We start from the raw sequence: 13,231 nt of genomic DNA, 5'->3' as shown, positions 1-13,231 counted from the left end.
ACACAGAAGCTTGCTCACGAAAGCGATTATGCAGTCGCTGCAACCCCATCTGGCTCCACCACAGCAATCAACCCCTCCTTCATCCGCTTGGCATCGCGCACAAAACACCGCGCAGCCAGGAACAAAAACACCATGGTGAAAAACAGCGCTACCGGGATCAGGTACATCGCATCATGCAGGCCGACAGCCTTGAACGCTTCGGTCATCTGTTCGGCACCGGCGGCAAGCATCGCTGTATGGGCGAAGTGATCGGACAACGCGCCCACCACCACCGGCCCCAGTCCACCGCCCAACAGGTACAAGCCGGCAAAGAACAGCGCCATGGCCGTCGCCCGCAGACGCGGCTCGACCACGTCCTGAATCGCCGTGTACACGCAGGTATAAAAGTTATAGGCGAACAACCAGCCCAGACTGAACACCGCCACGAACACGCCAATCTCGATCCGTCCCGAATGCAGCGCCCAGGCCGTGCACAGGGTCGATATGATCAGGCTGATCGCGGCAAACAGCAGACGTCCGTTGGCGACCCGTTGATGGATCTTGTCCGCGACCCAGCCACCCAGCGTCAGGCCAACCAGGCCGGTCACACCGACAATCACTCCGGTCGCCACGGCGGCCTCCTGCAAAGGCATCAGAAAGTAACGCTGAAGCATCGGTACCAGAAACGAGTTGCAGGCATAAGTTGCGAAGTTGAAACACAGCCCGGCCATCACCAGCCACAGAAAAGTCGGCACCGCCAAAACCCGGCGGATAGGTCGGTCGACGCGCTCTTGCGAGACTTGTACGCTCTCGGCAGCCCCCCGGTTCGGCTCCTTGATGAAAAACATGAACACCGCCAGGATCAGTCCCGGTACGGCAGCGATGAAGAAAGGTGCCCGCCAGCTGTCGAACGCCTTGACCATCGCCCCGATGGTAAAGAACGCCAGTAACAGGCCCAAAGGCAGGCCGAGCATGAAAATACCCATGGCCCGCGCCCGTCGGTGAGCGGGAAACAAATCGCCGATCAACGAGTTGGCGGCGGGCGCGTAACTGGCCTCACCGATGCCGATACCCATGCGCACGACCAGGAAACTCCAGAAACTGCCTACCATGCCGTTGACCGCCGTCAACCCGCTCCACACGGCCAGCCCCCAGCCCATCAACTTGCTGCGCGAACCGGTATCGGCCATCCGCCCCAGTGGCAGGCCGGCTATCGCGTAGACCAGGGTGAAGGCGGTGCCGATGATCCCCAGCTGAAAGTCGCTGAGGTGCCATTCCATGCGGATCGGCTCAATGATGATGGCCGGGATCGTGCGGTCAAAAAAATTGAACAGATTGGCCAGGAACAGCAGGAACAGAATGCGCCAGGCATTCGCCGCTTGGGTCGAGTTCTGCATGGATCCGTCTCTTTTATTGTTATGGGGCTTCACTGCCAGCGCATCCGAGCCCGGAACTTGCAATCTAGTCAGGCCCGCGAATGCTGTCTGTCATTATTCGCAAGGCTGATACCCACCCATGGTGGCGGGCGCAGCCCATGCAACAATTTATTTCCAAACGCTCTAAAGTCCATTCCAAAAAGGTTGGGCTCATTTAGCCACCATGGCTTGCGCTTCGTGCATGCCCTCTATACTTCAGTGCATTCGCCAGCGTCGATTGCGCAGGCCAGGGTGATTAACGACGGGGCATGCTATGGACTGGCTTGGTCTGCATTTCATTACCGAGCTACCAGTGAACGGGCAGGTCATACTTAACTGCATGCATGACCCCTTTCTGGTGTTACTGGCTTATCTGGTCGCCTGTGCCGGCAGTTTTGCCACACTGGACATGGCCGAACGGGTTGCCCACGCGGAAAACCTCTCCTCCCAACGACTGTGGCGCTGGGTCGGTGCCGGCTGCCTGGCCGGCGGAATATGGGCCATGCACTTTATCGGCATGCTGGCGTTCCAGGTGCCGGTCGATGTTCATTTCCAACTGCCCGTCACCTTGTTGTCCCTGTTGATCGCCCTGCTCACCTCCTGGCTGGTGATGTACACCCTCAGTCGCCCCTCCCTGAGCTTTTGGCAATGCCTGAAAGCCTCGGTCTGGATCGGCATGGGCATCGCGACCATGCATTACGTGGGCATGGGCGCCATGCAGTCGCAAGCGAAGGTCTATTACCAGCCGGTGTTGTTTGGGCTCTCCATCCTGATCGCGATAGGCGCCAGCCTGGCGGCGCTGTTACTGGCCAGCCATTTGCGCAACGGCACCGGGATGTTTCATCAGTTGTTCAAATACAGCGCGAGCCTGGTTATAGGGGCCGGCATCATCAGCATGCACTTTACGGGTATGGCGGCTTTCAATCTGTTGCTACCCGGCGGCACCGTCCTGCCGCAACCAGGGGAACACAACCACCTGCAATTGGGGGTGACTGTCGCAGTCATGACGCTGCTCATCATTGGCAGCTGCATCAGCGCGGCCCTGGCGGACAAGAAACTGCAAAAAAAGGATCATGACCTGCAACGGGTGAACTCGCTGCTCAGCCAACTCGACCAGGCACGCGTTTCCCTGCAACAGGTCGCGCACTACGACGCCTTGACCAGCCTGATCAACCGACGCGGTTTCAATCAGATCTTCGCCGAGAAGCTCATCGAGAAAACCCATGAAGGTGGCATGCTTGCCGTCCTGTTCCTCGACATTGACCATTTCAAGCGGATCAACGACAGCCTGGGCCATGATGCGGGCGACGAACTGCTCAAGGTACTGGCCAGCCACATCAAGGCCTCGGTGCGCAGCCACGAAGATGTCGTGGCGAGATTCGGTGGCGATGAATTCTGCATCCTCATCGATCTGCACGATCGGGACGAAGCCCGACAAATGGCACAACGCATCATGCTGAAAATGAAGGACCCCATCGAGCTGGCCGGGCGGCGCATGGTCATGACGACCAGCATCGGTATCAGCCTGTTTCCGGAGGATGGAAAAACTTGCGAAGAACTGCTGAAAAATGCCGATTTGGCGCTGTATCAGTCCAAGGGCAGCGGCCGCAACGGCTTGAATTTTTTCAGCGCCAATCTCAAGGCCCGGGCCACGCTGGAACTGCAACTGGAAGAAGAACTGCGCCATGCCCTGCGCGAAGACACCGGCCTGATGCTCTATTACCAGCCAATCTACGACCTGAAAACCGGCCAAGCCAGCAAACTGGAAGCGTTGATTCGCTGGCAGCATCCCGTCCACGGTTTCCTCGCACCGGATCGTTTCATTGCCCTCGCCGAGTCCAATGGCCTGATCACCGAACTGGACAAATGGGTGCTGCGCAAGGCGTGCCAGGACCTCGGCGAATTGTCACGACAGGGCTGCGATGAACTGAAGATTGCCGTGAATTGCTCGCCCCTGAGCCTGGTTCGCGAGGAACTGGCCGGGGAAATCGAACAGGCCTTGCGCAGCGCCGCAGTGGCGCCAAGGCGGCTGGAACTGGAGGTGACTGAAAATGCATTGATGGGCAACATCACCGAAACGCTGGTATTGCTGCAGCAGATTCGCGCCCTCGGCGTGTCGCTGTCGATCGATGACTTCGGCACCGGTTACTCGTCCCTGGCCTACCTCAAACGCTTGCCACTCAACACGCTGAAGATCGATCGATCATTCATTATCGACATCCCCAAATCCGCCCAGGACATGGAGATCGTCCAGGCCATTATCGTCATGGCCCACACACTGCATCTGGACGTGGTCACCGAGGGCGTCGAAACGTTCGAGCAATACCAGTTTCTCGAACGCCACGGCTGTGACTTTGTTCAGGGGTACCTGCTAAGCCGCCCGGTGCCCCTCAATGATTTACGCCCGGTGCTGGACGAGATCAACCAGCGCAAGCACGCATACACCGTTACGCCGTTGAGTCTGGTTCACGGTACAACTGCACTAATGTAGACGGGTCATTTTCCAGGAAGCCCTGGCTCCCATGCAATCGCATCAATTGCGCGGCCAGACCGCTGATCGGCGTTGCCGAGCCTTGCTCACGGGAAAACTTCACCGCGGTATCCAGATCCTTGAGCAGGGTTCGCACGTGCCATTTGACCGGTTCGAAACGGCTGTCGGCCATTTGCGGGCCGAGAATCTGCAAAGGTTTTGAGTCGGCAAAACCACCGGCCAGCGCCTCGGCGATCAGGCTCGCATCAACACCGGAGCGCTCCGCCAGCGCCACCACTTCAGCAATAACCAGCGCGTTGCAGGCCACGATCATTTGATTGCAGGCCTTGGTCACCTGCCCCGCCCCGACGGCCCCCATGTGCGTCACGCGCTGGCCAAGGCTCAACAAGACAGGTTTGACCCGATCAAGCGCCGCCGCCTCGCCGCCCACCATGATCGCGAGGCTTCCGGACTCGGCTCCGACCACGCCGCCGGAGACCGGCGCATCCAGCCAACCCATACCGGTTTTACTGACAAGCTCCGAGGCCATTTCCCGCGTTGCAGTCGGTTCCAGGCTGGAAAAATCCACCAGCAACTGACCGCTTTTCGCCCCTTCGACAATCCCCGCCGCACCGAAAACCACCTCACGGACGACCGGGGTATCGGCCAGGCACAACATCACCACATCAGCGTGTTGGCATAGCTCGGCAGGCGTGGCGACCTGGCGCGCCCCAGCCTGGACCAGCGGCGCGCACTTGGCCGGATTGCGGTTCCACACCGTCAGCGGAAAACCCGCCGCAAGCAGGCGCTTGCACATAGGCAGGCCCATCAGGCCGACCCCGGCAAATCCCAACGAAGGTAGCGTTGACATCATTTGGCCTCCTTTTGATTAAAGAACGTTGAATATTGGCCGATTCATCATGACTTAGGAAAGGATTCCCCCGAGCGACATTCAGGCCATGGCTCTGAAGCTTGGGACAAATACGCGCTGATAAAAGACGCGAGTTCTCATTCCGTGACGGTTCGACGACAGCGAGTCGCCCGACCACCAGCCCAGGTACATGGCGAACAATGACTTCTAAAAACAATCCGGCCCCTGTGGTATCCGACCTGACGTTGAGCCCTGCGGCGAACAGCCCCGCCCCAATGCCGTCGAAGCCATTGCTCCCGTCCCGCCCGCTGGCGACCCAGCAATACCTGTATTTCACCGAAACCAATACTGACCGTATCCTCGACAACCTCGATGGCCTGCGCGACATGGTGTTCCCGCGCCCGTCGCATCTGGAAGGCGATAACGAACAGCACAACGATCAGGAATTCCCGTCGGTATGCCTGATCGGCCTGGGTCGTTGCGGCTCGAACATCGCGCTGGATGTCGCGGAGCTGGTGTACAACGCCCGCAAGTTCTATCTCAACGAATTCAACAACGAAGATCGCCTGTCGCCGGACAAGCGCTTTGCCGAAAAGGGCTACAGCCCGGCCCAATGGATTCGCAACAACCTGCGCCTGGGGCCGAACAAGGCCACCAAACCGGTGTTCCTGGTAGAACCACTGGTCATGCTCGGCGACCTGGACAAAGACATCGCCGGCCGTATCCGTTTCTCGCGCAAGGGCGAAAAAAGCGGGTTTCTGCGCGACTACAGCAAAATGAAAATCATGGACTTGTCGGAAGTCCACGCCGGTGGCGCTGGTAACGCGCCGATCCTCGGTCAGTACCTGGCCAAGATCATCCTCAACAAGGACACCCAGCGTTTCTCCAGCCCGGACTGGAAAATGATTCACTCGTACCTGATCGACAGCTGTGGCATCAAGGCCAACCAGTCGCGCCTGTATTTCTCGATTTTCAGTGCCGGCGGCGGTACCGGTTCGGGCATGGCTTCGGAGTTCGGCCTGGCCCAGCAGCACTCGTACATGAACAAGACGTTCGACACCAAGCCGATGGACGAGCACGACGGCAAGAGTGGTCATTCCTTCGTCTTCGAACCGATTTTCACCAGCGGCATCTGCGTGTTGCCGAACATTTCCGATCATCGCAGCGAAATGTCTGAAGCCTTGCATATCAACGCCGGTCGCCTGTTGTGCAAATACCTGTCGGAAGAGTGGGACTTCTCCTACAACTTCGCCAACGAGGACAGCAGCGAAGCCAGCGTCATGGGCCGTATCCGCCCATGGAATGCCATGATGCTGATCTCCAACGACATCATGCGTTACGCCGAAGAGAGCGATGACGGCAATATCCAGAACATTGATGTCAATGCCATGGAAAAGCACGCCAACCAATACATCTCACAACAGATTTTCAACATTCTGACGGCACAAGCGGTAACGACCGACTACGACCAGAACTATTTCCGTCGTGCCGGCATCGACATCGGCGAGACCATTCGCCTCGATGCCAACGACCTGTTCATGAGCCTGGCCGGCCCGGTGGCCATCGCCTACGCCGAATCCGTGGTGCCGGAATCCCCGCCGCCGACCAGCGACAAATTCAAGGTGTTCGAGAAAGAGCCGCAGCGCCTGAACATCGACGACCTGTTCTTCCGCTCCATCGACCTGCCACACTTCAACAAGGTCACACAGGCCATCGAAGGCATCAGCCTGTTGCCCATTGAGTCCAAGCGCTATCGGGCATCGCTGGAGCAGTACAAGAACTCGGGGTATGACGCGGCCGCGCTGCACGACCTGCACTTCTTCAAGAATTGCTCGTCGGTGGTGTCGATCGTTTCCCTGCCGAAGGACTACAAGCTGTCCTACATGGACCTGAACCGGTTGAAGACCCACCTCAACAGCCTGTTCCCCAACACCACGCTCAAGCGCTATGCACTGGTGATCGGCGCCTCGGCCAACCTGTCCCTGACCACGCTGATCGCCAAGAGCCCATGCCTGTCGGACGACTTCCTGACGCTGATCGTTGCATTCATCAAGCGTTGCTTTGCAAAAAACCCGTACCGCTTCGATGAGACCCTCGACAACTCGATACTGGACTTCATCATCCATGATCACTTCGACGAAGGCTTGATCGACGACCTGCTCAACGAGTTCGAGAACCCGGCCAAGATCCTTGATACCAACTGGTACGCGATCAAGCCGATGTATGAGAAAAAGTATCGTGAACTGATCAACGACAAGGACAAGTTCGTCTCGATCAACGACATTCGCCTGTCCCGGGATTGCGTGAAAAAAGCCATCAAATACCTGCGCGAGATCTACCGCCACCGCATCGGCAAGACCAAGGTCATTTCGCTGAATAACCACACGGGTAAAACCACTTACTAAGACCGGCGCAAACCGCGTCGTGGCCAATCGCGAGCAGGCTCGCTGCCACAGTATCCGAGCCAACGGAAACCTGTGGGAGCGAGCCTGCTCGCGATGACGGCATTGCACGCCACACAAATCTCAACATCCAGAAACAATTGAGCAGCCATTCGGCTGCTCACTTAACTGTTCCCGTTACGTTTACGTCACCGTGAGGCTGTGGCCTTTCTCTACGGCAACGTGCCATCACGCTACTCGCCTACACACTTTTAACCGACACCGCCACGCACCAAACAAGTGCAGGCATTTATGGCTTTGCCCTTTCCTGGATCATTATCCACGGCGAAACGACCACCGCCCACAACTCGGGATCACGTTCAAACAGATCCAGCGCCCGCGTTTCAGACAGCTTGGCGAGCTGATCGGCAGCCAGCCAGGCAGCCACTTTCTCCCCCTCATCGGTGGCCACGGCTTCGGCGGCGGCGATCAAATCCAGACCGGGGTCGACCCACAATAGGGCACCCTTGGCAAAGAACGGCTCCAACTCCTTCCAGGTAATAGATGCAGTTTCACCAAGCAGCTTGGCATAGAGGGTGCTAGGTTCTTGAGTCATGGGTCCTGTCCGGATAAGAAATCGACGCAATGATAACGTCGGTGATCCTGATAGAAAAACCCAGTTGCACATTGAGTCACCGAATGAAAAGAGCAGGAACGCCAAGGAATGAACGGAATCTGGCTATAAGCACTCCAAAGTCCCGCCGCAATTCTGTCTTTTTCTTTCAAAAAAGCGACACCCCAAAGTTTTGCCCCCCGCCGCCAGCTTCCCAGGCTGACAATCGGCGCTCTACACTGTACCGGTACAGTTGCCGAGGGGCATTTTCCGGGGGATGTCGTGGATATCTGACCCGGTTCTGCCGCCCAAGGCGCCAGGACTATAAAAAATACAACAGTAAGAGTGGAGCACTATGACTAAGGCTACTAAGCAGATTTCCAAACTGTTTGCCGCTATGGTTCTGGCCGGGGTTGCCAGCCATTCGTTCGCAGCTGACACCATCAAGATCGGCATCGCCGGCCCTAAAACCGGCCCTGTAGCCCAATACGGCGACATGCAGTTCAGTGGCGCCAAAATGGCCATCGAGCAAATCAACGCCAAGGGCGGCGTCGACGGCAAGAAACTCGAAGCCGTTGAATACGATGACGCCTGTGATCCAAAACAAGCGGTCGCGGTCGCGAACAAAGTCGTCAACGACGGCGTGAAGTTCGTGGTTGGCCACCTGTGCTCCAGCTCCACTCAACCGGCTTCGGACATCTACGAAGACGAAGGCGTGATCATGATCACCCCGGCTGCCACCAGCCCGGACATCACCGCCCGTGGTTACAAAATGGTGTTCCGCACCATCGGTCTGGACAGCGCCCAGGGCCCTGCCGCCGGTAACTACATTGCCGATCACGTAAAACCGAAAATCGTTGCTGTGCTGCACGACAAACAGCAATACGGTGAAGGCATCGCCACCGCCGTGAAACAGACCCTCGAGAAGAAAGGCGTCAAGGTTGCCGTATTCGAAGGCATCAACGCGGGCGACAAAGACTTCTCTTCGATGATCTCCAAGCTCAAGCAAGCCAACGTCGACTTCGTCTACTACGGCGGCTACCACCCGGAGCTGGGTCTGATCCTGCGTCAATCCCAGGAAAAAGGCCTGAAGGCCAAGTTCATGGGTCCGGAAGGCGTGGGTAACGACTCCATTTCGCAGATCGCCAAGGACGCTTCCGAAGGCCTGCTGGTGACCCTGCCTAAATCCTTCGACCAGGACCCGGCCAACGTTGCCCTGGCTGATGCGTTCAAGGCCAAGAAAGAAGATCCAAGCGGTCCGTTCGTGTTCCCGGCCTACTCGGCTGTTGAAGTCATTGCCGGTGGTATCGCTGCCGCCAAGAGCGAAGACACTGCCAAAGTGGCTGCTGCCATCCACGCAGGCTCTTTCAAGACTCCAACTGGCGACCTGAGCTTCGACGCCAAGGGCGACCTGAAAGACTTCAAGTTCGTGGTTTACGAGTGGCACTTCGGTAAACCTAAAACTGAAGTTTCGCCTCAGTAAGGCCTTGCCTGACTGACTGCCAACAAAGCCCACGGCGTGCCGTGGGCTTTGTTTTACGAACGTATTGGGCCGTGCTGGCGTGATCCGCTAGTCTCCCCACCTGAAAATCTCAAAACCGTCATCAGCGGTTCGCTGGCAAACCTCGAATTCGAAGTGGATGCAGATCCATGGGGCTCGAGCGGGAAAATGACTCCACCAGTGAAATGCGTATCAGGTTTTTAGGAGCGCTGTAATGCCTGACATCTATCACTTCTTCCAACAGCTGGTTAATGGTCTGACCATTGGCAGCACGTATGCCCTGATCGCCATCGGCTATACGATGGTTTACGGCATCATTGGAATGATCAACTTCGCCCACGGCGAGGTGTACATGATCGGTTCCTACGTGGCGTTCATCGCCATCGCCGGACTGACCATGCTGGGACTCGACAGTGTTCCACTGTTGATGACCGCCGCTTTCCTCGCGACCATTGTCGTGACCAGTGCCTACGGTTACAGCATCGAACGGATCGCTTACCGCCCACTTCGCGGCAGCAACCGTCTGATCCCGCTGATTTCCGCCATCGGCATGTCGATCTTCCTGCAGAACACGGTTCTGTTGGCGCAAGACTCCAAGGACAAATCCATTCCCAACCTGATTCCGGGCAACTTCTCCATCGGGCCAGGTGGCGCACATGAAGTGCTGATTTCCTACATGCAAATCGTGGTGTTCGTGGTGACCCTGGTCGCCATGCTCGGCCTGACGCTGTTCATCTCCCGCTCTCGCCTGGGTCGCGCCTGCCGTGCCTGCGCCGAAGACATCAAGATGGCCAACCTGCTGGGTATCAACACCAACAACATCATCGCCCTGACCTTCGTCATCGGTGCCGCACTGGCGGCCGTCGCGGCCGTGCTGCTGAGCATGCAATACGGCGTGATCAACCCGAACGCCGGTTTCCTGGTCGGCCTCAAGGCCTTCACCGCTGCGGTATTGGGCGGTATCGGCAGCATTCCGGGCGCCATGCTCGGCGGGCTGGTCCTGGGCGTGGCGGAAGCCTTCGGTGCCGATATCTTCGGCGACCAGTACAAGGACGTCGTGGCGTTCGGCCTATTGGTTCTGGTGTTGTTGTTCCGGCCAACCGGCCTGCTGGGCCGTCCGGAGGTTGAGAAAGTATGACTAGGAATCTTAAACAGGCGTTGTTCAGCGCCTTGCTGGTGTGGGCCGTGGCCTACCCGGTACTCGGTCTGAAGCTGACCATCGTTGGCATCAACCTCGAAGTCCATGGCACCAGCAACGCCACGCTGATCACCATCGCCGTGTGCTCGGTGCTGATGTTCCTGCGCGTGATCTTCGACCGGGAGATCAGCTCGGCCTGGCGTTCCTCGCCCGGCGTGCCGCTGATTCCGGCCAAGGCAAGCAATTTCCTGACCCTGCCGACCACCCAGCGCTGGATCATCATTGCGCTGATCGCCGGTGCGCTGGTCTGGCCGTTCTTCGGCTCTCGCGGCGCGGTGGACATCGCGACCCTGGTGCTGATCTACGTGATGCTCGGCCTCGGCCTGAACATCGTGGTCGGCCTGGCCGGCCTGCTCGACCTCGGTTACGTCGGCTTCTACGCCGTCGGTGCCTACAGCTATGCGCTGCTGTCGCACTACTACGGCCTGAGCTTCTGGATCTGCCTGCCAATCGCCGGCCTGATGGCTGCCACCTTCGGCTTCCTGCTCGGTTTCCCGGTACTGCGTCTGCGCGGTGACTACCTGGCGATCGTGACCCTGGGCTTTGGTGAAATCATCCGTCTGTTCCTGCGTAACCTGACCGGCCTCACTGGCGGTCCGAACGGCATCAGCAACATCGAGAAACCGACGTTCTTCGGCCTGACCTTCGAACGTAAAGCCGCCGAAGGGATGCAGACCTTCCACGAGTACTTCGGCCTGGAATACAACTCGATCAACAAGGTGATCTTCCTTTACCTGGTTGCGTTGCTCCTGGCTTTGGGTGCGCTGTTCGTCATCAACCGCTTGCTGCGCATGCCGCTGGGCCGCGCGTGGGAAGCCTTGCGTGAAGACGAAATCGCCTGCCGAGCACTGGGCCTCAACCCGACCGTGATCAAGCTTTCAGCCTTTACCCTGGGCGCCAGCTTCGCCGGTTTTGCCGGCAGCTTCTTCGCTGCCCGTCAGGGCCTGGTAACGCCGGAATCCTTCACCTTCATCGAGTCGGCGATCATTCTCGCCATCGTCGTGCTGGGTGGCATGGGCTCGCAGCTGGGCGTGATCCTCGCGGCGGTGGTCATGATCCTGTTGCCGGAAATGATGCGTGAGTTCAGTGAGTACCGCATGTTGATGTTCGGTGCCTTGATGGTACTGATGATGATCTGGCGCCCTCAGGGTCTGCTGCCCATGCAACGTCCTCACATGGAGCTGCGCAAATGAGCCGCGAGATCCTGAAAGTAGAAAACCTGAGCATGCGCTTCGGCGGCTTGCTGGCGGTCAACGGCGTAGCCTTGAGCGTGAAAGAGAAACAAGTGGTCGCCCTGATCGGCCCCAACGGCGCCGGCAAGACCACCGTGTTCAACTGCCTGACCGGCTTCTACAAGCCAAGCGGCGGCAGCATCCTGCTGGACGGCGAGCCGATCGAGGGCCTGCCGGGCCACAAGATCGCCCTCAAAGGCGTGGTGCGTACCTTCCAGAACGTGCGGTTGTTCAAGGACATGACTGCGGTCGAGAACCTCTTGATCGCCCAGCATCGTCACCTGAACACCAACTTCCTGTCCGGCCTGTTCAAGACCCCGTCGTTCCGCAAAAGCGAACGCGAGGCCATGGATTTCGCCGAATACTGGCTGGAAAAAGTTCATCTCAAGGAGTTCGCCAACCGTCCGGCCGGCACCCTGGCCTACGGTCAGCAACGTCGCCTGGAAATCGCTCGCTGCATGATGACCCGCCCGCGGATCCTCATGCTCGACGAGCCCGCAGCCGGCCTGAACCCGAAGGAAACCGAAGACCTCAAGGCGCTGATCAGCGTGCTGCGTGAAGAGCACAACGTCACCGTGCTGCTGATCGAACATGACATGAAACTGGTCATGAGCATTTCCGACCACATCGTCGTGATCAACCAGGGCACGCCTCTGGCCGACGGCACGCCGGAACAGATCCGCGACAATCCTGAAGTGATCAAAGCCTACCTGGGGGAAGCGTAAATGCTGCAGTTCGAAAACGTTTCCACCTTCTATGGCAAGATCCAGGCCCTGCACAGCGTCAACGTGGAAATCCGTCAGGGCGAAATCGTCACGCTGATCGGCGCCAACGGCGCGGGCAAATCCACCCTGCTGATGACCCTCTGCGGCTCGCCGCAAGCCCACAGCGGCAGCATCCGTTACCTGGGTGAAGAGCTCGTGGGGCAAACCTCGGCGCAGATCATGCGCAAGAGCATCGCCGTGGTGCCGGAAGGTCGCCGGGTGTTCTCGCGCCTGACCGTGGAAGAAAACCTCTCCATGGGTGGTTTCTTTACCGCGAAGGGCGATTATCAGGAACAAATGGACAAGGTCCTCGGACTTTTCCCACGCCTGAAAGAGCGCTTTAGCCAACGCGGCGGCACCATGTCCGGCGGCGAACAGCAAATGCTTGCCATCGGCCGTGCGCTGATGAGCAAACCCAAGCTGCTGCTGCTCGACGAGCCATCGTTGGGCCTGGCACCGATCATCATCCAGCAGATCTTCGACATCATCGAACAGTTGCGCAAGGACGGTGTGACGGTGTTCCTGGTCGAGCAAAACGCCAACCAGGCGCTGAAAATCGCTGACCGTGCCTACGTGCTGGAAAACGGCCGGGTCGTGATGCAAGGCACCGGTGAAGCCTTGCTGACCGACCCGAAAGTGCGCGAAGCGTACCTCGGCGGCTAAGCGATTGCGGTAATCAGAAAACGGCCTTTGCGGGCCGTTTTTTTATGCCTGCCAACCTCTAGAACCATGAAAATCCACTGTAGGAGCGAGCTTGCTCGCGAAGAACCTGAGAGCGCAGCGCTCATCGAAACATTCCTCGTCATG

Annotated in this window: 10 protein-coding genes; 7 read left to right on the top strand and 3 right to left on the bottom strand. The window is 58.3% G+C overall.

Features of this window, described 5'->3' with window-relative positions; all coding sequences use genetic code 11:
• Nucleotides 1–26: 26 nt before the first annotated feature.
• Nucleotides 27–1,376 carry a spinster family MFS transporter gene (locus tag BLV61_RS22560; protein WP_090467513.1) on the bottom strand — a complete coding sequence of 450 codons (1,350 nt, stop codon included), beginning with the start codon at nucleotides 1,374–1,376 and terminating at the stop codon, nucleotides 27–29.
• Nucleotides 1,377–1,734: 358 nt separating this feature from the next.
• Between BLV61_RS22560 and BLV61_RS22555 the strand changes: the two genes are divergently transcribed.
• Nucleotides 1,735–3,885: a putative bifunctional diguanylate cyclase/phosphodiesterase gene (locus BLV61_RS22555; RefSeq protein WP_279627446.1), complete on the top strand. Its 2,151-nt coding sequence runs from the start codon at nucleotides 1,735–1,737 to the stop codon at nucleotides 3,883–3,885.
• Here the strand turns inward: BLV61_RS22555 and BLV61_RS22550 are convergent.
• On the bottom strand, nucleotides 3,842–4,738 hold the full coding sequence (locus tag BLV61_RS22550; protein ID WP_167361799.1) for an NAD(P)-dependent oxidoreductase: 897 nt from the start codon (nucleotides 4,736–4,738) through the stop codon (nucleotides 3,842–3,844). The two genes, BLV61_RS22555 and BLV61_RS22550, sit on opposite strands and share 44 nt — an antisense overlap.
• A 197-nt stretch (nucleotides 4,739–4,935) precedes the next feature.
• Here BLV61_RS22550 and BLV61_RS22545 point away from each other — a divergent pair, with 197 nt between their 5' ends.
• Nucleotides 4,936–7,140: a hypothetical protein gene (locus BLV61_RS22545; protein ID WP_047526481.1), complete on the top strand. Its 2,205-nt coding sequence runs from the start codon at nucleotides 4,936–4,938 to the stop codon at nucleotides 7,138–7,140.
• Between the two features lie 286 nt (nucleotides 7,141–7,426).
• On the opposite strand, the gene BLV61_RS22540 is transcribed toward BLV61_RS22545, so the two are convergent.
• Nucleotides 7,427–7,732: a DUF2288 domain-containing protein gene (locus BLV61_RS22540; RefSeq protein WP_090467511.1), complete on the bottom strand. Its 306-nt coding sequence runs from the start codon at nucleotides 7,730–7,732 to the stop codon at nucleotides 7,427–7,429.
• 352 nt (nucleotides 7,733–8,084) lie between these two features.
• Between BLV61_RS22540 and BLV61_RS22535 the strand changes: the two genes are divergently transcribed.
• The 5 genes from BLV61_RS22535 (at nucleotide 8,085) to BLV61_RS22515 (ending at nucleotide 13,087) form a co-directional block, all read left to right on the top strand.
• Nucleotides 8,085–9,212, top strand: coding sequence for a branched-chain amino acid ABC transporter substrate-binding protein (locus tag BLV61_RS22535; protein WP_047526476.1), 1,128 nt, complete (start codon nucleotides 8,085–8,087; stop codon nucleotides 9,210–9,212).
• Between the two features lie 232 nt (nucleotides 9,213–9,444).
• Complete coding sequence (gene livH / locus BLV61_RS22530; protein ID WP_047526475.1) at nucleotides 9,445–10,368, top strand: high-affinity branched-chain amino acid ABC transporter permease LivH; 924 nt, start codon at nucleotides 9,445–9,447, stop codon at nucleotides 10,366–10,368.
• On the top strand, nucleotides 10,365–11,621 hold the full coding sequence (locus BLV61_RS22525; RefSeq protein ID WP_090467509.1) for a high-affinity branched-chain amino acid ABC transporter permease LivM: 1,257 nt from the start codon (nucleotides 10,365–10,367) through the stop codon (nucleotides 11,619–11,621). Before livH ends, BLV61_RS22525 begins: the two co-directional genes overlap by 4 nt.
• Complete coding sequence (livG, locus tag BLV61_RS22520) at nucleotides 11,618–12,385, top strand: high-affinity branched-chain amino acid ABC transporter ATP-binding protein LivG (RefSeq protein WP_047526471.1); 768 nt, start codon at nucleotides 11,618–11,620, stop codon at nucleotides 12,383–12,385. The genes BLV61_RS22525 and livG overlap by 4 nt, the downstream gene beginning before the upstream one ends.
• The gene (locus BLV61_RS22515; RefSeq protein ID WP_047526470.1) at nucleotides 12,386–13,087 is read left to right on the top strand and encodes an ABC transporter ATP-binding protein; all 702 of its coding nucleotides are present in this window, start codon (nucleotides 12,386–12,388) and stop codon (nucleotides 13,085–13,087) included.
• Nucleotides 13,088–13,231: the final 144 nt, after the last annotated feature.

The organism is Pseudomonas mohnii, assembly GCF_900105115.1.
Classification (GTDB): Bacteria; Pseudomonadota; Gammaproteobacteria; order Pseudomonadales; family Pseudomonadaceae; genus Aquipseudomonas; species Aquipseudomonas mohnii.
Note: the sequence above shows the minus strand (reverse complement) of the source record. Positions and strands in the feature narration are given on the sequence as shown.

What these genes read in the sequence shown, in the direction of transcription:
- BLV61_RS22525 (WP_090467509.1), top strand. Translation starts at nt 10,365, where the DNA reads ATGACTAGGAATCTTAAACAGGCGTTGTTCAGCGCCTTGCTGGTGTGG.
- BLV61_RS22545 (WP_047526481.1), top strand. Translation starts at nt 4,936, where the DNA reads ATGACTTCTAAAAACAATCCGGCCCCTGTGGTATCCGACCTGACGTTG.
- BLV61_RS22550 (WP_167361799.1), bottom strand. Translation starts at nt 4,738, where the DNA reads ATGATGTCAACGCTACCTTCGTTGGGATTTGCCGGGGTCGGCCTGATG.
- BLV61_RS22560 (WP_090467513.1), bottom strand. Translation starts at nt 1,376, where the DNA reads ATGCAGAACTCGACCCAAGCGGCGAATGCCTGGCGCATTCTGTTCCTG.
- livH (WP_047526475.1), top strand. Translation starts at nt 9,445, where the DNA reads ATGCCTGACATCTATCACTTCTTCCAACAGCTGGTTAATGGTCTGACC.
- BLV61_RS22535 (WP_047526476.1), top strand. Translation starts at nt 8,085, where the DNA reads ATGACTAAGGCTACTAAGCAGATTTCCAAACTGTTTGCCGCTATGGTT.
- BLV61_RS22515 (WP_047526470.1), top strand. Translation starts at nt 12,386, where the DNA reads ATGCTGCAGTTCGAAAACGTTTCCACCTTCTATGGCAAGATCCAGGCC.
- BLV61_RS22555 (WP_279627446.1), top strand. Translation starts at nt 1,735, where the DNA reads ATGCATGACCCCTTTCTGGTGTTACTGGCTTATCTGGTCGCCTGTGCC.
- BLV61_RS22540 (WP_090467511.1), bottom strand. Translation starts at nt 7,732, where the DNA reads ATGACTCAAGAACCTAGCACCCTCTATGCCAAGCTGCTTGGTGAAACT.
- livG (WP_047526471.1), top strand. Translation starts at nt 11,618, where the DNA reads ATGAGCCGCGAGATCCTGAAAGTAGAAAACCTGAGCATGCGCTTCGGC.